This window comes from Psychrobacter sp. JB193, assembly GCF_002285555.1.
Lineage (GTDB): Bacteria > Pseudomonadota > Gammaproteobacteria > Pseudomonadales > Moraxellaceae > Psychrobacter > Psychrobacter alimentarius.
On sequence record NZ_NRGY01000002.1, the window covers coordinates 231590 to 252580 of the forward strand.

A 20991-nucleotide genomic window follows, 5' to 3' on the forward strand; every position below is an offset into this window, starting at 1 on the left:
CTTTATAAAATGAGCATTATAAACAATGAGATTAACAGTACGTAATGGCACTACGATGACTAAAAATCATTTACTTTAAAATAATAGCTAAGTTATTAAATGTTGTTTTGGTCACTTTGATCAAAAATAACGTTTGAAATGCACAAAGTGTATCGAGGAAGAAAGAAGGGGCAGGACAATCCGCTGTCTTTTTCACAACTTGTCTTCCTGACAAGCGTTTGAAGTTCTAAATGTTCTAATCATTTATGGTAACATCTAGTCTGGATAAATGTTCAAAAATAAGTTTATCAATATCTGATAAAAGCAACTATAAATAATTATTTATAGATATCATCCACTATTATAAAAAATAGTATAAATTCTCTTAGACTAAATATTAATGTTACTAGAATATTACTAAATTTGTCTAACTTATAATGTTAAATTGTTACTCAATAGATTCTATAGGATATCAAGTACATATAACATTTATTTTATAAATAGCGATTATAGACTGATAAGTAAATGTGATACCGCAGACGGCTGAATATCTATAAAATGCTTATGATATTTTTATGCCAAATTTTTTAAGTAGTCACACTTGTGGTTTAGATATTCTGAAAGTAACGTCTGCAAGACAAACACATAAGCTGTATCAAGTATAAATGAGGAGTCCGTATGACCGAAGGGATAGCTGGTTGGTTCAATAGCATCGTAAATTATGGTGTCAGTATTATTTGGGGAAACAATGAATGGTTGGTTGCTAGCAACCCTTGGTATGGATTATTAATGTTCGTATTGATTGGCGCTGGTCTTTACTTCACTATCGCCACACGCTTTATTCAGTTTCGCCATTTTGGCCATATGTGGAAATTATTACGTGTTTCGAACCAAGGTCGCAAAGATGGTGGTATCAGCTCATTTGAAGCTTTAATGACATCATTAGCCGCGCGCGTCGGTACAGGTAACTTAGCAGGGGTCGCAATCGCGATCTATCTTGGTGGTCCAGGTGCAGTGTTTTGGATGTGGATGACGGCTCTCGTCGGTATGTCGACCAGTTTCATAGAGTCAACGCTAGCACAGGCTTATAAAGTGCCTCATGCAGACAATGTGTACCGCGGTGGACCGGCTTATTACATTGAGAAAGGCCTAGGAATGCGCTGGCTAGCGGTATTTTTCTCGCTATGTTTACTTGTGGCGTTTGGTCTAGCATTCAACGGTGTACAGTCAAATACGATTGCTCAAGCGACTAATGAGGCTTTTGGCGTTCCAACATGGATGACTGGATTGATATTGGTCGTATTAGTTGCGCCAGTGGTATTTGGTGGTCTGCGTTCAGTTGCTCGTATTGCCGGTAAGATTGTACCTGTGATGGCGATTTTATATGTTTTATTGGCGCTATTCATCATTGTTACTAACTTTAGCCAGTTTCCAGCGGCGGTTGCCTTGATTGTCAAATCAGCCTTTGGCTTTGAGCAAGCAGCAGGCGGTGTGATTGGTTACGGCATCGCTCAGGCCATGATCAATGGTATCAAACGTGGTTTGTTTTCGAACGAAGCGGGTATGGGTTCAGCACCGAACGCGGCGGCAACGGCAAAGAGCCATCCTGATCATCCAGCGGTGCAAGGGTTTATGCAAATGCTGGGTGTTTTTCTAGATACTCTTGTTATCTGTACGGCAACGGCTTCAATCATCATATTGTCTGGCGTGGTCGATCCAAACGTTGAACAAGAAGGTATTCAGCTGACGCAGCTGGCCTTATCGCAATATGTTGGTGATTTGGGTGTGACGTTCGTTGCTATTGCGATTTTCTTTTTCTCATTTACGTCTATTATTGCCAACTATAGTTATGGTGAGTCAAATCTTGAGTTTATCTCTGGTGCCAAAAATGCCAAAGTCATGATTATGATATTCCGTTTTATGGTACTCGGTATGGTATTTGTGGGTGCTGTCGCTAGCTTACCAGCAATCTGGAACTTTGCTGATTTATCGATGGGTCTCATGGCATTGGTCAACTTGTTTGCTATCTTGATGCTGTCTCCGGTAGCACTAAGAGTCTTACGTGATTATGAACGTCAAGTCAAAGAAGGCAAAACGGGAGATCAAATAAAATTTGATCCTAATAATTTTGTGAAGTTAAGAGATGAAGCCAATCGCGATGCTTGGACGGATTGATAAAAGCTATTCATATTGTCATTTCAAGATAAGAGTATTGCCTAGAATAAGCATTATTCTTAGATTGAATTGACTATATATTGGTGTAAAAAGATAGATATAAAAAAACCGCCCTTTCGAGAGCGGTTTTTTATTGGCGTGTGATTGAGTGATCAAAACTAAAATCAATGCAACTCTGGTCTACATGTTGGGATAATTAGGACCGCCGCCGCCTTCTGGTGTTACCCAAGTGATATTCTGTGATGGATCTTTAATATCACAAGTTTTGCAATGCACACAGTTTTGGGCATTAATGACAAACTTAGCACCTTCGGCATCTTTTACCACTTCATACACACCCGCTGGGCAATACAAACGCGCAGGTTCGGCATACAAAGGCAAATTGATCGAGATAGGAACTGTAGGGTCTGTCAATTTCAAATGCGTCGGCTGATCTTCAGCATGGTTGGTATTGGAGATGAAAACGGACGATAATTTATCAAACACCAATTTACCATCAGGCTTCAAATAAGTCGGTTTATAGGCGTGATTGGCACGCTCTAGCTGGTCATAATCCGGGAGGTTGTCATGTATAGTGAATGGCATCTTACCTTTCAAGATGTTGTGCTCAAGGAAGATAAACGCGCCGCCCATGAATTGACCCATACGGTGCATCGCAGGAGAAAAGTTGCGTGATTCGTAGTTGTCTTGATAGAGCCATGACTCTTTATACATGGTGCTATAAGCAACAACTTCATCGTGTTGACGCCCAGCCTGTGTGGCTTCAAAGATTGCTTCGGCAGCGAGCATACCTGACTTCATAGAGGTATGTGTGCCTTTAATTTTGGCAGGGTTTAGGAATCCAGCGTCATCACCTACTAATACACCACCTGGAAAGGTGAATTTTGGTAGGGAGTTCAGCCCACCTTTGGTCAAGGCACGGGCGCCGTAAGAAATACGTTTACCACCTTCTAAGACATTTTTGATGACAGGGTGGGTTTTTAAACGCTGTAGCTCATCAAACGGTGACATGTATGGGTTATGGTAAGACAAATCAGCGACCAGTCCAAAGCTGACTTGATTGTTTTCATCAAAGTATAACCACCAGCCACCGGTAGAACCTGTTTCGGTCAACGGCCAACCAAGACCGTGCATGACGACGCCTTGCTCGTGTTTTTCTGGTGCAACTTCCCATAGCTCTTTCAAACCGATACCGTAATGCTGAGGATCTGAGTCTTTATCAAGACCAAAGCGGCTAATCAGGCGCTTGCCTAGATGACCACGGCTGCCTTCAGCAAAGACCGTGTATTTGGCGAGAAGTTCATAACCTGGCTCAAAACTTGGCTTGGCTTCGCCATTGGCGGCCACACCCAAATCACCCGTTAGAATACCTCGAACGGAACCGTCATCGTTGTATAAAATGTCGTCAGCGGCGAAACCTGGGAACATCATGACTTCAAGCTCTTCTGCTTGTACTGCCAGCCAGCGAACCACATTACCAAGTGAGACAATATAGTTGCCATTATTATGCATTGGCGCTGGAATCAAAGCATCTGGAACTTTGGTAGAGCGCGTGGCTGAGTTTAGGTAGTAAAAGCGATCTTCGGTTGCGGGCACGTTTAGCGGTGCGCCTTTTTCTTTCCAATCTGGTATCAGCTCGTTCAAAGCACGTGGCTCAATAACTGCGCCCGATAGAGTATGGGCACCAAACTCAGAGCCTTTTTCAACCACACAAACCATAAACTCATCGTTACCCGCTTCAATAGCAAGCTGACGCAAACGGATAGCAGTAGAAAGACCGGCTGGTCCACCGCCAACGATAATAACGTCAAACTCCATAGATTCACGTTCGACTTCAGGCTCAGCTACGACAGGTGCTACTTCGTCTACAGCGGCAGGTTGGGTCGTTTGCTCTTCTACAGCGACCTCAGCAACCGTCGCTTCTTCGGTCTGCTCTACTTTGTCTAGATTTGCCGTCTCTGTCGCTACTGTTGTATCAGTATTCACAGTGTCACCATCAATGACTGGCTTTTGATTGTCTTGCGCTTGCATACCTACTCCTAAACTTTTAGTGGCTTATCTCAGAGCATCATTAGCTTAACACTTGAATAATCGACTTGCGGCGCTAACTTTACTCAGACATATGGCTGCCCAATAAAAACCGTGTTGACAAGATTAGCCGACTTATTTCTGTCAAAAACAGTTTATCTAAGGATATCAATATATAACGTAAAATGTGGCATTGATACGACACTTACTTTATCAGGGCAATAAAAAACCGTTACTCATTATAAAAGAAAAATCCCACAAACACGACACGCATTTATGAGTAACGGTGTTAAGGTAAACGTGAAATAATACGGGTACTAAAATGATAAAAGCCAATCATACCCTAAACTAAAATTTATAGTAATAATAGATTTGCCAAACTTTGACTACTTAGTAAAGGAATACGTGATGAATGACAATATAAATAATACTATGGCAAATAGTAAAAAGACCACTGAGACCATAAACAATCAGCCCTCCCATTTAAATGATATCGACGCACTCAGTCAATATATAAAGGATACGGCAGGAGTACGTGAGGGGCGCGCCATACCACCTTTAGAAAATTGGCATCCTCAAACTGTGGCAGACATGGACTTACTGATAAAATCAAATGGGGAATGGTGGCATGAAGGTGAAAAAGTGACCAGAGAGTCACTGGTTAGCTTATTTGCCTCTATCTTATGGAAAGAAGACCATGACGGTATGGCTGAGTATTTCTTAAAGACGCCAGTACAAAAACTACGTATCCAAGTAGAAGATGCACCGTTACTCATCAATGATGTGGGTATTGTCAAAGAAGACGATAAAAGTTGGCTAGAATTTACGACCACGACAGGGGATGTGGTACGTTTAGATAATGAGCATCCCATCACATTACAAGCGTATAATCCTACTCTGACTCATAACGCAAATATCAAAGCTGACAACAAGCAAGATCAAACAAGTGAAGTATCCGTAAGACCTTATATGACAGTAAGGAATGGCTTGACTGCGCTTATTGCTCGTCATACTTTTTATCATTTGACTGAGATTGGTGAGTTAACAGAATGCAATGGCGAAACGATACTTACTTTACAGAGTGGCGCTGAGTCTTATCAGATTTCGATGCCAGCCGATTAAAAGTCATTGATATGAGTTTGGTAAAAGTAACCTTGTCACAGCAATTTACTCATTGCAATCCACTTATTAGCTATTATAATTTTACGAATTAAACACTGTATTTGGTAGCGCTCCTAATTGGACAAACATTATTTAGATACATACTACGAATTGGATAAACAGCATGAAGATGACATGTGTATAAAAATGACACGAAAGCGATAATGGATATTACGGCAAATCATTCTATAAATATCGTGAAAGTACGAACAGATACTTTCACAGGCAGTGCGTCTGTAAAAATGAATGAAGTAAATATAAAGGAAGTGGCCACCCAGACAGGGACAACGCCCAACGCCTGTAACTCTCCCATTGGAGTGTTTGACTCGGGTATTGGAGGCTTATCCGTTTATCTACATTTAGCGCGGCAATTACCTGCCGAGCGTTACGTATACTATGCTGATACGTTGAATGTCCCTTATGGCAATCGCGATAGCGAAGATATTGAAGCGTTGACCCTGACCGCAGTGGAGTGGTTATATCAACAAGGCTGTAAGCTCATTGTTATGGCATGCAACAGTGCCTCAGCTTATGCACTTGAAAAAGCCCGACGCTGTTATCCGCAATTATTGATCGTCGGCTTAGTACCAGCCTTAAAACCTGCCGTATTAGCGAGTAAAAGTGGTCTTGTAGCTGTATTGGCGACTAAAGCCACCTTAAATGGGTCACTGCTCAATGATGTCATTGATAATGTGGCAAAACCCAATCATACAGAAGTTGTAAAGTATTTTGATCCGCAACTGGTGCCGTGGGTAGAAGCAGGGATGCCCGAACAGGATGCGACCGCTGAACGCTTGCGTCAGCAATTACAAGCTTTTGCTAACGATGGCATTGATCAATTGGTGTTAGGCTGTACTCATTACCCATTTTTTAAACCATTTTTGTTGGATGAGATCGCAAGGCAACAGCTGTCTATGCAAGTCGTAGATTCTGGGCAGGCCATTGCTGAGCGAGTTAAGCAGCTGTTGGCTATGAACCAACTGTCTGCATGTGCTAATAATGAAGCAGAAGATAACCATTCAGACATTAACGAAAAAACAAATGTCGACATTAAGTATCCATTAACTTTTTATGCCACAAGATATGATGATAAACTAAGTGTTTTGATACAGCGCCTGCTTGGTGAAGAGACAATATTGCAATACTATGTTAAATAGGTGCCTTACTTTTGGTATAGATTTAATCGAAATAAGTTGAGCTCACTTTTACTAGAATATGCTAGCCTGTAAAAAACAAGATATTTGTGCTTTGTCTTACATCATATTCTATTGTGTCACGACCTAAGTCTAGAGGTAATTGTGCCAAACCGCCGCTACCATATCCATGTTATATGCGCTGACAACGATCAATTACTGGCCTTAGACAGACTAGCCATATTTTTTCAGACCCGCGCATTTTTGACTTATGATGTGTCCAGTAAACTGGCAAAAGCATCATTGTATGGGCGACAATGTATCGATTCTTGTGATTATGCATTGATGCTAATCGGGGACAGCTACGGCACAGTACAAAAAACTGGTGTGAGCCAAATGCATTTGAGCTATTTGAATGCTAAAGCCAAAACCAAGCCTTTAATCATACTGATCAAAAACCATCGTCAGGATGCAAGTATCAGTCGTCAGTTGCAAGAGTTTATAAAGTTAGTTGTTAGACAAGACAATCAGCTTTATTATTACGATACAGAAGAAGACATCGATCAACTTATAGTGCAGGCTTACTACAATACATTGAGCCATCACAAAGTGGTAGGAGGCTGGGCAAGAGGCAGTGAAGAACTCATTGAGTTTAGCAAACAGACGGTATCTGAAAGGTTCTCTGATCTTCTGTCTAATAGTAAAGCCATCAAAAAAGATGAGTCTTTTGATAATGATGTCATGACTGACAGTGTTAGCAAACCAATAGCGTTGCAAGAATCTTTCAATATTTATTACAGTGCTCAGGCCTATGAGGGCGGTAATTTGACAGATGTTACTAGAAGCATGATATTAACTTGGCAGGAAGTACTGAACGTGTTGATAAAAATACCGACGACTTTTTCCAGCTATGGACTGCAAAATTTCATTAATCGTTTGATAGCAACCAAAGCTGAACAAGATATCAAACAAGATATGCCAAACGTCCACGCGGTTTCGCGCTGTCAAATTTCTCAAGATGACTTTAATAAGTTACAGCGGCAATTGGTCAGTGCAAATTGGATACAACTCACCACTTATGGCAATCGAGTCTCACAAGAGCTTTGGAAATTGACGTTTTATGCAAAAAGTTTGTTAAATACCGAAGAGTGAGATTATTAGCGTCCCGTACTGACTGTGGGCGGTATCAATGGGTCTTTATAAGAAAGATATCTAGCATAGTATCAATGTATGTATAGCCAAGACTACGTTTTGTAATACAAAGCATACGCGCTGACGGTTGTGAAATGGCGTGAGACTGACGATAATAAAGTTTATAAGGTAGGAGTTTTATTTTATTACTTGTACTAAAATTATAAATGCATCAAACAATACGGACTAGTTAAGGAGAGTGCACCATGAGTAACTCTAAAAATGATGAATTATTAAAAGAATTGGATGGTTTAGAAAAGTCCATGCATGATGCTGAGAAGTTTCATACTTTAGAAGAGCAAATAGCAGATATGAAGCGCCGCGGTATTGATCCAAGCCAAGTGTATAAAGAGTTAGATAGAAAAGAAGAAGATGCCGATTGGGGCGACGCCACTTGGAAAGAGAACGGCAAATGGGAGCCAAAAACGCCAGCCGATTTGGATGAGAAGGCGCGTGAGAATTGGAACGGTGACAATGGCAAACCGAATCCACCACCGATTGTTTAGGCTCTTTTCTGGCTAACCGCCATTCATTACTGATATTTAGAGCTCTGAATCATTAACGTTATAAACCATATAAAAGGCCACGCTTCTATCAGCGTGGCCTTTTTTGTACCCACTAGATCATTTAATACTACGACCCTTCATCCACACGAACCAACTTCACAGCACCACTAGCATCAGTGACACGGCGATAACGCACATTACCAGAGTTTGCTGGTTGAGCCGATGGCTGTGTTGAGTAAGTGTTAGAAGGGGTCGTTTGCTGTTGAATCAGCTGTCCCATACGGTCAGCAGAAGCAGGTTGTAATGGCTGGCTATTTGATGGTTGAGCATATTGATTGGTAGATTGAGCGCCACTAGGTGCAGTATTGCCAACAATGGCACGATAGAACTTTTGACCAGCGCGGCCATCGGCTGGGAATATACCGCGACTAGACTGGTATTGTTGAATTGCTGTGCGCGTACCGTCTCCGATGATACCATCAACACCGCCAATATCGTAACCTGCATTGATTAACGCTTGCTGAATATCTTTGGCTTGCTGACGGCTGATACCTGGGTCATCTGTTGGCCATGCAGTCACAAAGTCGGTTTTGCTGCTGTCTTCGCGCGTGATCAAATCTGATAAGTGCGCGATTGCCAATGCGTAGTTTTCTGATGCATTGTACGAGTAAAACGTATCAAAGTTTTTACCGACCAAAAACGCAGGACCTTCCATACCCGCTGGTAATAATAAGCCCGCGCTACTCAAGTCAGAAGGCAATGGGCTACCATTGGCAAGCGTGATGCCTTGGTTGCGCCAGTGGCTGATAGATTTTTTGTCTTTGCGATTAGAGGCTGCCCAAAAGCCGCTAGGTAACTTGACTTCATAGCCCCAAGGCTCGCCCGTACGATAGCCACGTTTGTCTAAGAAGTTGGCAGTAGAAGCCAAGGCATCAGGCACGTTATTGACCAAATCACGACGACCATCGCCATCAAAATCGACTGCTAATTCTAAAAAAGTGCTCGGCATAAATTGCGTTTGACCAAAGGCACCTGCCCAAGAGCCTGTCATGTCATTCGGTGCAATATCACCGTTTTGTACGATTTTTAGGGCGTTGGCATACTCCCCTTGAAAATAGCTCTGACGACGATCAAAGCAGGATAGCGTCGCTAAAGACTCAAATAAGGGTTTTTTGCCCAAAGTCTGACCAAAGTTAGATTCGACACCCCATACCCCCAAGACATGCTCAGCTTTTACCCCATAACGCGATTCTATTTGACGGAGTGTATCGCGCCATTGACGCTTAGCTCGGATACCATCCTCGACACGCTCTTTATCTACAAGCACTGATAAATAATCCCAAACGTCTTTTTGAAACTCGGGTTGGTAGTTGAGCGACTGAATCACACTAGGATCGGGCTGGGTAGGGCGATAGTTATTAAACGTAGAGCTGTTGACGCCGCTAAATTTGCTAGAGCTTTGCAGTCTATCCAGACATTGTTGAAACTCACTGTTGGATAAGTCTGGTGCTGGTGGCCGCGCAGCTTGTGCTGTGCTGGCAAGACTGAGGCCAACTGCCATACTAAGCAGCGATAAAGTAGAGAAAGGAGTCAAACGCATGAAAATATCCTATAAGCATCGAAATCGTGAATGGAGATAAAAGCGACTAATGGCAGTATGGACTTAGAGTAACCAATCTCAATAATAAAGAAAAGGTATCGCAGCACTCAGTTACTATAAGCTGACGTTACCGTGATATTGTGAGAGGTTTTTGGAAATAGAAAATCTAATAACTACTGGCTTTTTACAGTCTTTTTTGATGAATCACTTGTTTATTATTCACTCAATAACCAAACCTGCTCGCTGACTTTTAGATCAGGCATTGAGCCTATAGAAGCGGGGTCACTTGTCAGCTCAGCAATTTGATAATGACTGCCATAATATTGCTGCACTTGCTCATGATTGATAGAGAAGGGCGGCCCATCCTTTTTACTTTGATCGTAATTGAGCGTTATTAGCAACTGTGGCGCATTGCCGCTAATTTCGCTTATCTGTTCGATATAGTTGGAACGCATATCGGCTGGTAAAGCAATTAAAGCTGCCTTATCGTAGACCGCTTTAATTTTGCCAGTATCCTCTGAGGTTAGCGCAAAGATATCAGCGACCCATAGTTCTACTTTTTGACTTAGAAGCTTTCCTTGATAGCATTTAATATCTGGGTTTTTTGCATGTTGATAGATAGTCGGCTCGATGTTTTGTTCTGCAAAGAAGGCTTGTACAGCCGATTTCACCAATTCAACACCGACCACATCATAACCTTGTGCTGCTAGCCAAACCATATCGATTGATTTGCCACACAAAGGCACAAAGATACGGCTACTTGTTGGTACATTTAACGATGACCAATACTTTATCAACAATGGATTAACTGCAGATTGATTGAAACCAATACGATTTTCTTGCCAGCGATTTTGCCAAAATTCAGGATTCATAATTTACGCCTACCTATAGTTATCTGTTGATATCTTTATAATAACGTCTTATTTGAAAAGGCTGAACCCAATAAAAAGCCAAACACCTATTATCTAAGCGTTTGGCTAGTATCGAACATGATTTTTTAATCACTCATTTAACTTGTCATATACTGACTAAACTCTTTACGCAGTTTGGCAAGCTTTGGCGGTATCGCAAAGTTGCAATACGCTTGGCCTGGATTTCTGTTAAAGAAGTCTTGATGTTCGTCTTCTGCTTCAAAAAACTCAATCGCAGGATGGACTTCTGTGACGATATTAAGACCCATATCGCGCAGTTTATTAATGGTACGATCAACCGTTGGTTTTTGATCTTCGTCTGTGTAAAACACCACACTGCGGTATTGACTGCCGACATCATTACCTTGACGATCCATCGTGGTGGGATCATGGGTGGCAAAGAAGACATCAAGTATGACTTCTAATGGTACGACAGACTCATCAAATTCGACTTTGATGACTTCGACGTGTCCAGTATTGCCACTACAGACATCTTTATAGTTGGCAGAAACCGCATCTCCGCCCATATAGCCAGATACGACAGACTGTACGCCTTTTATAGATAAAAATACCGACTCGGTGCACCAAAAGCAGCCGCCGCCTAATACGATGGTTTGCATAATTTTTTCCTTATTTTTATAAGTATGAGCCAAGTGCCAGTCACTCATTAACTAGTCACTCAGCAATACGCATTTAGCTTAGCAGGGCATCTAGTCGCGATAAGTAACAAACAGTAATGTTATAATGGGCTTTTGCTACGTTCGCCTACTCTTGATTAACGGATTTGGCAAAACACACACCTATATTCTAATGTAAGCTTTATTATCAAAAAACGAGCCGCCTTATGAGCCAACCTGATCCTGCTAAACACGACATCCTATTTACCACGCCATTAGATAAAGCGGCGCGTTTTTCCTTCGATGAGCAAGTGGTGGCATGTTTTCCTGATATGATTCGCCGTAGTGTCCCTGGTTACGGTCAGGTATTGGCCATGCTGCCCATATTTGCCCGCCGTCACTGCAAGTATCGCCAACAGAGCGACAGTGGTCAACGTGTCAGCCGTGTTTATGATTTGGGTTGTTCATTAGGCGCTGCCAGTATGACGCTGGCTGGCGAGTTTGATCCGCAAGATTTGCAAATCAAAGCGATTGATATTTCGCCTGCGATGACGACCGAAGCCACGACGTTATTGAGTGATAATTATCCTGAGCATGATATCGAAGTCATCACCGCGGATATTCGTGACGTTGAGCTTGAGCCGTGCGACATGGTGATTTTAAATTTAACGCTACAGTTTTTGCCAGCAGCCGATAGAGTCGCGGTGTTAGAGAAGATACATACGGCGCTGAGCGAAGGCGGTATATTGGTGTTGACCGAAAAAACGCATGCCTTTGATGAGCAGTATGATGCATGGTTGGTTGAGCGTTATTATGATTTTAAACGCGCCAATGGCTATACCGAGATGGAAATCAGCGGTAAACGCAATGCACTAGAAAATGTGCTGATTACGGATACGCTAGATGAGCATCATGCACGGCTTGATCACGTTGGGTTTAAGCGTCATTTGACATGGTTTCAGTTTCTAAACTTTGTCTCTATTGTGGCGTTTAAATAATGCTGGCGAGGCATGAAAATAACGTTTAACTTTTTAAAAAATAACTTTCATATTGTCTTTGATTCACACGGTAACCTGTTTTTATGCTTAACGACACGATCACGCACGCCGAACGCGAACTGTATTTAACCCTATTAGAACTGGCCCAGCAGCAGCCGAGTGCTTATGAATGGCTGACGCGATTACCCACATGGTTAAATGCTATCAAAGACAAGGCCAATTACGCACATGCACCTGCTTATCAAGCGTCAGTGGCGCGTTTACCACAGTTGCCCGTCAATCACGTCGATCTTAATAGTGATACATTGACGATTGACGCGAGTCTTAATCAGTCTCAGCATAAACAAACGACAGCGTTGTTAAAGCAGCTGATGCCGTGGCGCAAAGGCCCTTTTCAGATTGGTAATGATGAATCGTCGATAAAGATTGATACCGAGTGGCACAGTGATTGGAAATGGCGACGAGTTGCGCCGTATTTGGGTAGGCTTGACGGTCGTCGTGTATTAGACGTGGGCGGCGGCTCTGGTTATCACGGTTGGCGCATGGCTGGTGCTGGTGCTGACACGGTCATCATTATTGATCCGTCTTGCTTGTTTTATCATCAGTTCATGGCGATTAGGCATTTTATCGGTAGTGCTGATGCTCATGAGACTGGCCGCTACCGTACCCATTATATTCCTGTACCACTAGAAGCGTTACCAGAGTATAGCCAGTTATTTGATACTGTATTTAGTATGGGTGTGCTCTATCATCGTCAGTCGCCCTTTGAGCATTTACAGCAGCTAAGAGGACAACTTGTCAAAGGGGGTGAGTTGGTACTTGAGACGTTGGTCATCGAAGGCGATGCCAATACCGTACTGGTGCCACATGATCGTTATGCTCAGATGAATAACGTGTATTTTTTACCCTCAGTCGCAGCGTTAATCGGTTGGTTAGAAAAAGTGGGGTTCTCAGACGTGCGCTGTGTTGATGTGGCGGTAACGTCTGTGGAAGAGCAGCGTCAAACCGAATGGATGACCTATCATTCGTTAGCAGATTTTTTAGATCCCAATGACTCCACAAAGACAATCGAAGGCTATCCTGCTCCGATGCGCGCAACCTTAATTGCCAAAAAATAGCACGTACTGACCTTTCATAAGGAGAATGGACAGTGAAAAAATTAACGATTTTACTCAGCGCTATGATGGGTGTTCTGCCACTAACGTCCATATCAGCTCATGCTGCCTATGGGACACCGTATGAAGGCTGGGGCTTTGTACAGGACGATTGGCAAGTGGTTTGTGATAATACATTGACTTGCCGCGCAGCAGGGTATGCAGATGAGAGTCAATTAGATACGCCAGCCTCGATATTGCTTACAGTATTGCCAAAATTAGCCCTGCCAACAGCACGAGTTCAATTTACATTAGAATCTTCAGAGGATAGCTTTGATCATGCTGAGCTTTGGTTAAATGGTAAAAATTATGGGACTTTACAGCCAGCTGCAAAAGACTCTCTAATATATGATTTATCCGCCAAGCAAACGCAGGCACTGATCAACCATGCTCGTGTCGCAACCAAGATAGAGATCAGAGCGGATGACAAGCAATGGTATATCAGTGACAAAGGGATGTCGGCAGTATTGCTCAAGCTCGATGATGTACAAGGAAGAGTAGGAACACCAATAGCACTGGTCGGTAAAAACAATCGCAATCGACAAACCCCTAAAGCAGCATTGCCAATACCCACCATCAAAAAAGCATTTGCGTATTCAGCAAAGGATAGCAATGCACTAGCCCCATCAAAACTTAAATACTTTCAGCAAAATATAAACAAGTGGGTCGATATTGATTCTGAGCAGCTCACAGGCGCTGGAAATGCGATGGGTGCTTGTGAACTGGTTAATCCAAAAACCGAAGCGTATCAACGGATGTCAGAGTATCGCACTGATAGACTAGACTGGGAATTTACACCCGTAGACGCCACTCATACGTTAGCCAGCCATCTCTGTTGGTCTGGTCCTTATAACTCAAGCACTGGTTATTGGCTCATTAATCATGAAAAACCTAGCAATCCTATGCTTATCACGACAGCAGGCAATGAGTATGAGGCAGGTGAAATCTGGGCAGCTAATAAAGACCGTGGCATCGGTGATTGCTGGAATCATGCGACATGGATTTGGGATGGTAAAACGTTTACCAAAAGCGAAGAGACGAGTACAGGAATGTGTCGCGGCTTTGCTGGTGGCGCTTGGGATTTACCAACCTACGTAAGCGAGATTACAACCAAAGTGGATGACACTCAATAAAGTCGACTTTAATATAAACTGATACGACGCTATCAAATAAGGCTGTTATAAGCTGTCAAGTGAGACAGGCATAAGTAATTACGTTGCTACGCTACGCTGACAGAATAAAATAAAAAAAGACAGGTTATATTAGCCATCTTTTGAAAGCCACTTCCATTATTATCTTAAGTATAAAACCGACAGAGCCTGCGCCCAATGCGACAAATATCCAAAAAGTACCGGCACGACCAGCTTCAGATGTTTTGGAGATGTCCCACATAATAAAGAATAAAAAAGCGATGAATATCGGCAATAAAACGTACAAGCCCCAACTGGTAATAGTACTGGCAGCAATAGCAAACATGGTGTAATCCTATAAAAAAGTAGTAACGCGTCTTCTAGGATTTATCTGGTTTAGAAGCGCAGTACAAACCACTATTATAACGCGGAAGCAGGTAGGTATAAACGACTGCTCAGTATCGAAAAACAGGAACGCTACAATTGGCCTAGCCAGTTATTTAGTATTTACTTGCAATACGAAGTGATAGATAGAATATAACTGAATTTAACATAGTCAAAAGTACAAACCCTTCTTGTTATTTGATAGGTTATTAAGGCTATTTGTCATAAGCGTAAGATTTTAGTGCTAATTTTGGTGCAAATGATGCAATGAAGCGCAAAGATTGCTATATTTACAGGTTATTTGTTTTTATATTTTTTGTCCCCTGCAATATCGGTCGCTATTATAATAAGCAGTTATCGATTGCTCGCATTCGCCACATTTTTGCCCTGTTTTTGTTGTTTATTTAACTGAGTTCAAAACCCTATGTCACAAACCCAAATTGATACACTTGCATCCCTATTTAATGATGCCATTCAAACGCTACAAGCCGACGGTACGCTACCTAATGATTGGCAAAATAACAGCCAAATCACGCGTACCAAAGATCTGAGCCATGGTGATTTTGCCAGCAATATTGCGCTGACTGCGGCCAAAGCTGCCAAAGCCAATCCGCGTCAGCTTGCCGAAAAAATCGTCAACGCGCTACCAGAAAACCAAGACATTCGCCAAGTAGAAATCGCAGGTCCTGGTTTTATTAATGTATTTTTAAACTCGGAAGCCAAGTTTTCGGTATTAGATGATATCTTTACTTTACAGGAACGTTTTGGTCTGAGTAATCAGTTTGACGGTCAAAAGGTACAAGTTGAGTTCGTCTCTGCCAATCCAACGTCAAGTCTGCACGTCGGTCACGGTCGCGGTGCTGCGTTTGGTATGAGTGTCTCAAACCTACTAGAAGCAATCGGCTACGATGTCACGCGCGAGTATTATGTCAATGACGCGGGTCGTCAAATGGATATTTTAGCGACCAGTACCTATTTGCGTTATTTAGAGTTAAATGGTGAGCAAATAACGTTCCCAGTCAATGGCTACCAAGGTGACTATGTCAGTGATATCGCCCAGACACTAAAAATGCAACATGGCGACAGCTACGTCCATGGTTTTGCAGACGTTGCCAAGGATGCGCCAGAAGATGCTCAGTTTGAGATCAGTGCTGATGGTGAAAAAACGGTCGTCTCAGGCGATAAAGAAGCACACATCGACGGTTTGATTGCGGGTAGCAAAGCCCTGCTTGGCGATAGCTACGAGCTATTTTTAAATGCGGCATTGAGCAGTATCTTGGCCGATATCAAAGATGATTTAAATGACTTTGGTGTGAGTTATGAGTGTTGGTTTAGCGAACGATCTATCGATAGCGAGATTGAGCCAGTACTACAAGTTCTAGATGAAAAAGGCTACCTATACGAAAAAGACGGCAATATCTGGTTTAAATCGACCGATTTTGGCGATGAAAAAGACCGTGTGGTACGCCGTGCCAATGGTCAGTCAACGTATTTTGCCTCTGATATCGCTTATCACAAAAACAAGTTCGATCGCGGTTTTGATAAGGTTATCAACGTTTGGGGCGCTGATCACCATGGTTATGTGCCACGTGTAAAAGCTGCTCTATTGGCTTTGGGGATCGATGAAGAGCGTTTAGACGTAGTACTTGTACAGTTTGTGGCGTTATGGCGTGGTAGTGAAAAAGTGCAAATGTCGTCGCGCTCGGGTCAATTTGTTACCCTACGCGATCTGCGTGCTGAAGTGGGCAACGATGCGGCACGTTTTTATTATGTCGCTCGTAAGCCTGAAGTACATATTGATTTTGATTTGGAACTTGCCAAATCACAAAGCAAAGACAACCAAGTCTATTATATCCAGTATGCACATGCGCGCGTCTGCCGAGTGTTAGAAAAACTACAAAGTCATGGTCTTGCGGTAGATGATACGCTTGGTTTGTCACATCAGGACTTGCTGACCGCGCCCAATGAAGACGAGCTGATTAAGTTGTTGGCAGGATATCCGGCGACGTTATTACGTGCCGCGACAGGCTACGAGCCACACGTTTTGACCAACTATCTAAAAGAGCTTGCTGCCTTATTCCACGGCTGGTACGACACCAATCGTATCTTGCCAGTGAGCGTCACCTCAGGTGAAACGCCAAGTGCTGATGAGCTAGACTTAATGCAGGCACGTTTGCGTTTGTCCAAGGCAGTCAGACAAGTATTGGCCAATGGCTTGGGGCTGTTAGGATTGTCTGCACCGTCTAGTATGTAGTAACTTTCTAACATGTGGTAGCTGTCTGATATATGATAGTTTTCTAGCATGTAGAATGAGTATAGACAGCTGATAGCAATAAATTGATGATAGATAGATTCTGTAGGGAGAACCAGATCCATGCTAGCCAAAAAACCTAAAGGCGCAACAGAAAAGCGCAAATCAAGTAGCGTATCAGGCTTATTATGGATGTTTGTCGGTGCGATTTTGACGTTAATGATCGGGGTATTTATCTACCTTTCACCGTTATTCGATTTTAGCCCTGCTAATAGCAGCGCTGAGAATGATCCTGACAGGCAGGTACAGCCACGCGTTGATACAGATACTGATAACAGCGATTATGAGTTCTATGATATCTTACCCAATCAAGAAATGGCCACCATTCCTGATGAAGAGATCACTGATACGGACACTGATCAATCAGATAACATGGGTGCCTTTGAGCCGGACGTTGTTGTGACTCAGCCTGATGATACGGGTAATTTTGGTATCGCTGAAAGTACGACAATTGAGCCAAGTGGTGGTAATAACGCAACAACCAGCAATGGTAGCAACGATATTGTTATCGTTGAAGAAGATGCGACTTATGATGAGGCGCCAGCTACCAATAGCAACAGTAATAATAATACGAGCAATCGGGCAAACAATGCAGGTGCTGGTACGGCAAGTGTGCAGCCAGCTAAGCCTGCTACCTACATTTTGCAAATCAACAGCTTCGGTGATGCAGATGAAGCAGATCGTCGCCGTGCGCAAGTACTGATGGCGGGTGTCGACGCAAGAGTGGTAAAAAACACCACAGGCAATGGCTTACCAATTTATCAGGTCATCTCACGTCCAATGAATAATCGTCAGGCAGTGACCACCGCTCAGCAGCGTCTACAAAACAATGGTATTGATTCTATTATTGTCGAACAGCGCCGTTAGAGTGAAGAACGTTTAGTAGCATTAAAAGTCTGTTTATCAAAAAAAGCGTCGCAATGACGCTTTTTTTGATTCTAATTCTCTATAAAAACCTCTGTCTTTAAAATCTTCTATCTTTTGGTTTATCCAATTTTATTTTACCCTTTATAAAGAGTAAGGCCATGACTGTATCTGACTCAGCAATACCGCCATCCAACACGATCAAAGCTTTTTTTCAAAAGTATTTTATCGATGCGTTCACAGGTATGGCATTGGGACTATTTGTCACGTTGATTGCAGGTCTAATCATCTCGCAGATTGGTGGATGGTTAGGTTTGCCAGCATTGGTGGCAGTTGGCAAGCTGGCCTCAGTGTTGATGGGCGCTGGCATTGGCGTCGGAGTTGCTTATTATCTAAAAGCGCCAACGCTAGTGATGCTGAGCTGCTTGGTAGCCGGTATGCTGGGTGCACATTCTGAAGCATTAATGGCAGGGACGCTTTTTACCTCACAAGTTGGCGGCCCTGCGACATTTGTAGCAGTGCCGGGTAATCCGATAGGGGCGTATTTGACCTCGGTATTTGCCTATCGCGCTGGTACTTGGATTGCTGGCAAGACGAAGCTTGATATTTTATTGGTGCCGTTGCTGGTTTGCGCAGTGGCTTTATTGGTCTGCGCACTGCTCAATCCGCCCATCGTGGCAGGTGTTGCTGCTATTGGGCAAGGTATTCAGGCAGCCACTGAATTACAGCCATTACTGATGGGCATTGTCATTGCTGTTGTGGTTGGTATTTTATTGACACTGCCGACCTCAAGCGCCGCTATTTGTATTGCGATTGGACTTGGCGGTTTGGCGGGCGGTGCCGCAGTTGTTGGTTGTGCAGCGCATATGATTGGCTTTGCAGTTGCCAGTTTTAAGGACAACGGTATTAGTGGCGTCGTCTCTCAAGGTCTTGGCACCAGCATGCTCCAAATCCCCAATGTATTTAGAAAACCTTTAGTCCTGTTACCAGCGGTTATCGCCAGTGCGATTGTTGGGCCGATTGCCACCGTTGGTTTTGGCTTGGCCTGTACGGCGACAGGTGCGGGTATGGGTACGGCTGGCCTAGTTGGTGTGTTTGGTGTCATTGAAGCATCACAAGGCATCATGAGTACGACGCAGCTATGGGTTGCCATTGTCTTACTGATGTTTGTATTGCCTGCGATAATCGCAGGTTTGGTTGCTTATATCATGCGACGTGTGGGCTGGCTGGTTGATGGCGATATGAAACTGCCTTAATAGCTGTATGCTATGGCCAGTCCCAAATAAAATGATGACAAACATGGCAACGCGCTACTAAGATAAATGTTCCTTGTTAGCTCTGTCTGCGCGAATAAAGGCGACATAAAAATTATCTTCGCAGCAAGATATGTATTTTATAGTGGCTTGGCTATATTTGGTCTGATTTGAATGTTCATTATTACTCACGTACTGAGTAAAAAACCCAGCTGTCTAGTTAGCTGGGTTTTTTGATTTTGAGTGCCTACGATAGAACGTCTTTACTTATGACGTAACATCCGTTTTATGATTGTGCTTAGAAGTACGTCGCGGTTTTAGCTTTCGAGAAAATTTGGTGATGTCGTTTAGCACTTGACTATAATGTGCTGGAAAGACCCGCTGAATCGCATCAACCATCTTGGCATCATTGCCAATCAAGCAGCGCTGCTGATTGGTCGCGACGGCATGTAAAATAACCCAAGCTGCTTCGCTGGCATCGAATTTTAATAACTTGTTAAAGCTCCTAATGGCTTTCTCACCAGTAGGCATACCAACCGTACTAACGCTATCATTACCGCGCGCACTATTGGCAATATTGGTCTTAATACCGCCAGGATGCACGCAAGTTGCTGACACACCGCATTGCTGAATATTAAGCTCTTGGCGCAGGCTTTCTGTAAAGCCGCGCACCGCAAATTTACTGGCATTGTAAGCAGAGTAAGAAGGCTGAGCGGTCAAACCAAATAAGCTTGAGATATTAATAATATGACCGTGTTCTTTAAACTGGCGGGGTTGATTGTCTTGATGATCACTCGTCAATTCGCTTTGTTTGACACTGTTTTTGATGAGTGGTAAAAATGCCTTGGTGCCATAAACCACGCCCCAAAAATTGATATCCATTACCCATTCAAGCTCCTCAATACTAGCGCCTTCTATCGTCGAGGAGAACGCCACGCCTGCATTGTTAAAGATAAAGTGCACTTTGCCATGATTACTCATTACACTATCCGCCCATGCTTGCATGGCCTGATTGTCTGAGACATCAAGCACAGTCGTTGTGACGAAGATATCGTAACCGGCCAGCATGTCTTTGGTTTGTGCCAGCTGCTCCGCATTGATATCTGACAAGGCGACATGGCAGCCCATTTTTGCTAGATGAAGCGCAAGCTCGCGCCCCATGCCAGAACCTGCACCAGTGATAGCAGCAACATGATTACGATAATAAGGCGTAGTATCATCGTTCTCATAGTTGGAGGGGGGAAAGGGTAGGTGTTGACGTAATGATGTTGCCAGAGTGGTTATATTATTCAGCATGATAAACAATCCTTTGTTTAATGAGCGATAAGTGAGCAATAGACCAGTAATAATATTAAAAGTTAAATAGGACGATTTAAATAGACTATATACCTTAGCATGATTTATGAGTAGCACGGTTTACGTTTCATAGACGCGGCTGTCACTTCAATCGCTCAATGAATAACTGCTAAAACAGACATAAAAAAAGCGTCTTAGCATAGGATGCCAGACGCTTTTTTGTATAAGCCAGTCGATACTAAATAAGTTCGATCAATTACTAGTTACGTGCAATTGATCTAAATTTTCCTTGCTTACTGC

17 protein-coding genes are annotated in these 20991 nt (G+C 43.0%); 11 read left to right on the forward strand and 6 right to left on the reverse strand.

Going from position 1 to position 20991, the window contains the following annotated elements; all coding sequences use genetic code 11:
• Positions 1–657 precede the first annotated feature (657 nt).
• Positions 658–2154, forward strand: coding sequence for an alanine/glycine:cation symporter family protein (locus tag CIK80_RS08755; protein WP_095569700.1), 1497 nt, complete (start codon positions 658–660; stop codon positions 2152–2154).
• A 180-nt stretch (positions 2155–2334) separates the two neighbouring features.
• Here CIK80_RS08755 and CIK80_RS08760 read toward each other — a convergent pair whose 3' ends face one another.
• Positions 2335–3972 carry an electron transfer flavoprotein-ubiquinone oxidoreductase gene (locus CIK80_RS08760; protein ID WP_062846017.1) on the reverse strand — a complete coding sequence of 546 codons (1638 nt, stop codon included), beginning with the start codon at positions 3970–3972 and terminating at the stop codon, positions 2335–2337.
• Between the two features lie 618 nt (positions 3973–4590).
• Here CIK80_RS08760 and CIK80_RS08765 point away from each other — a divergent pair.
• The 4 genes from CIK80_RS08765 to CIK80_RS08780 all read left to right on the forward strand — a co-directional run bounded on the left by CIK80_RS08765 (position 4591) and on the right by CIK80_RS08780 (position 8173).
• On the forward strand, positions 4591–5304 hold the full coding sequence (locus CIK80_RS08765) for a DUF1285 domain-containing protein (protein ID WP_095569701.1): 714 nt from the start codon (positions 4591–4593) through the stop codon (positions 5302–5304).
• Between the two features lie 203 nt (positions 5305–5507).
• Entirely contained in the window at positions 5508–6500 is a 993-nt protein-coding gene (murI, locus tag CIK80_RS08770) for a glutamate racemase (protein ID WP_095569702.1), read from the forward strand.
• A gap of 141 nt (positions 6501–6641) precedes the next feature.
• On the forward strand, positions 6642–7628 hold the full coding sequence (locus CIK80_RS08775; protein WP_095569703.1) for a DUF4062 domain-containing protein: 987 nt from the start codon (positions 6642–6644) through the stop codon (positions 7626–7628).
• A 245-nt stretch (positions 7629–7873) separates the two neighbouring features.
• Positions 7874–8173 carry a hypothetical protein gene (locus CIK80_RS08780; RefSeq protein WP_062845565.1) on the forward strand — a complete coding sequence of 100 codons (300 nt, stop codon included), beginning with the start codon at positions 7874–7876 and terminating at the stop codon, positions 8171–8173.
• Between the two features lie 127 nt (positions 8174–8300).
• On the opposite strand, the gene CIK80_RS08785 is transcribed toward CIK80_RS08780, so the two are convergent.
• The 3 genes from CIK80_RS08785 to msrA form a co-directional block, all read right to left on the reverse strand.
• Entirely contained in the window at positions 8301–9773 is a 1473-nt protein-coding gene (locus tag CIK80_RS08785; protein WP_095569704.1) for a lytic murein transglycosylase, read from the reverse strand.
• Between the two features lie 215 nt (positions 9774–9988).
• The gene (gene tmpT / locus CIK80_RS08790) at positions 9989–10645 is read right to left on the reverse strand and encodes a thiopurine S-methyltransferase (protein WP_095569705.1); all 657 of its coding nucleotides are present in this window, start codon (positions 10643–10645) and stop codon (positions 9989–9991) included.
• Positions 10646–10782: 137 nt separating this feature from the next.
• Positions 10783–11304 (reverse strand): peptide-methionine (S)-S-oxide reductase MsrA, encoded by a 522-nt coding sequence (gene msrA, locus CIK80_RS08795; protein WP_095569706.1) that lies wholly within the window; start codon positions 11302–11304, stop codon positions 10783–10785.
• Positions 11305–11528: 224 nt separating this feature from the next.
• On the opposite strand from msrA, the gene cmoA reads away from it, so the two are divergent.
• From cmoA to CIK80_RS08810, 3 genes are all read left to right on the forward strand, one after another.
• A complete protein-coding gene (gene cmoA, locus CIK80_RS08800) occupies positions 11529–12299 on the forward strand; it encodes a carboxy-S-adenosyl-L-methionine synthase CmoA (protein ID WP_095569707.1) in 771 nt (256 codons plus the stop codon).
• A gap of 83 nt (positions 12300–12382) precedes the next feature.
• Complete coding sequence (gene cmoB, locus CIK80_RS08805; RefSeq protein ID WP_095569708.1) at positions 12383–13417, forward strand: tRNA 5-methoxyuridine(34)/uridine 5-oxyacetic acid(34) synthase CmoB; 1035 nt, start codon at positions 12383–12385, stop codon at positions 13415–13417.
• A gap of 32 nt (positions 13418–13449) precedes the next feature.
• Positions 13450–14586, forward strand: a complete 1137-nt coding sequence (locus tag CIK80_RS08810) for a DUF1176 domain-containing protein (RefSeq protein ID WP_095569709.1) — start codon at positions 13450–13452, stop codon at positions 14584–14586.
• A gap of 124 nt (positions 14587–14710) precedes the next feature.
• On the opposite strand, the gene CIK80_RS08815 is transcribed toward CIK80_RS08810, so the two are convergent.
• Entirely contained in the window at positions 14711–14929 is a 219-nt protein-coding gene (locus CIK80_RS08815; RefSeq protein WP_062845557.1) for a DUF2788 domain-containing protein, read from the reverse strand.
• 462 nt (positions 14930–15391) lie between these two features.
• On the opposite strand from CIK80_RS08815, the gene argS reads away from it, so the two are divergent.
• From argS to CIK80_RS08830, 3 genes are all read left to right on the forward strand, one after another.
• Positions 15392–17221: an arginine--tRNA ligase gene (argS, locus tag CIK80_RS08820; protein WP_095569710.1), complete on the forward strand. Its 1830-nt coding sequence runs from the start codon at positions 15392–15394 to the stop codon at positions 17219–17221.
• 120 nt (positions 17222–17341) lie between these two features.
• A complete protein-coding gene (locus tag CIK80_RS08825; protein ID WP_095569711.1) occupies positions 17342–18145 on the forward strand; it encodes an SPOR domain-containing protein in 804 nt (267 codons plus the stop codon).
• A 158-nt stretch (positions 18146–18303) separates the two neighbouring features.
• Positions 18304–19398: a PTS sugar transporter subunit IIC gene (locus CIK80_RS08830; RefSeq protein ID WP_095569712.1), complete on the forward strand. Its 1095-nt coding sequence runs from the start codon at positions 18304–18306 to the stop codon at positions 19396–19398.
• Positions 19399–19662: 264 nt separating this feature from the next.
• Here the strand turns inward: CIK80_RS08830 and CIK80_RS08835 are convergent, their stop codons facing one another.
• On the reverse strand, positions 19663–20691 hold the full coding sequence (locus CIK80_RS08835) for an SDR family NAD(P)-dependent oxidoreductase (RefSeq protein ID WP_095569713.1): 1029 nt from the start codon (positions 20689–20691) through the stop codon (positions 19663–19665).
• Positions 20692–20991 lie beyond the last annotated feature (300 nt).

Coding starts and splice junctions, on each gene's coding strand:
- CIK80_RS08760 (WP_062846017.1), bottom strand. CDS start 3,972: ATGGAGTTTGACGTTATTATCGTTGGCGGTGGACCAGCCGGTCTTTCT.
- CIK80_RS08780 (WP_062845565.1), top strand. CDS start 7,874: ATGAGTAACTCTAAAAATGATGAATTATTAAAAGAATTGGATGGTTTA.
- msrA (WP_095569706.1), bottom strand. CDS start 11,304: ATGCAAACCATCGTATTAGGCGGCGGCTGCTTTTGGTGCACCGAGTCG.
- CIK80_RS08815 (WP_062845557.1), bottom strand. CDS start 14,929: ATGTTTGCTATTGCTGCCAGTACTATTACCAGTTGGGGCTTGTACGTT.
- CIK80_RS08825 (WP_095569711.1), top strand. CDS start 17,342: ATGCTAGCCAAAAAACCTAAAGGCGCAACAGAAAAGCGCAAATCAAGT.
- cmoB (WP_095569708.1), top strand. CDS start 12,383: ATGCTTAACGACACGATCACGCACGCCGAACGCGAACTGTATTTAACC.
- CIK80_RS08755 (WP_095569700.1), top strand. CDS start 658: ATGACCGAAGGGATAGCTGGTTGGTTCAATAGCATCGTAAATTATGGT.
- CIK80_RS08830 (WP_095569712.1), top strand. CDS start 18,304: ATGACTGTATCTGACTCAGCAATACCGCCATCCAACACGATCAAAGCT.
- CIK80_RS08785 (WP_095569704.1), bottom strand. CDS start 9,773: ATGCGTTTGACTCCTTTCTCTACTTTATCGCTGCTTAGTATGGCAGTT.
- tmpT (WP_095569705.1), bottom strand. CDS start 10,645: ATGAATCCTGAATTTTGGCAAAATCGCTGGCAAGAAAATCGTATTGGT.
- argS (WP_095569710.1), top strand. CDS start 15,392: ATGTCACAAACCCAAATTGATACACTTGCATCCCTATTTAATGATGCC.
- CIK80_RS08835 (WP_095569713.1), bottom strand. CDS start 20,691: ATGCTGAATAATATAACCACTCTGGCAACATCATTACGTCAACACCTA.
- murI (WP_095569702.1), top strand. CDS start 5,508: ATGGATATTACGGCAAATCATTCTATAAATATCGTGAAAGTACGAACA.
- cmoA (WP_095569707.1), top strand. CDS start 11,529: ATGAGCCAACCTGATCCTGCTAAACACGACATCCTATTTACCACGCCA.
- CIK80_RS08765 (WP_095569701.1), top strand. CDS start 4,591: ATGAATGACAATATAAATAATACTATGGCAAATAGTAAAAAGACCACT.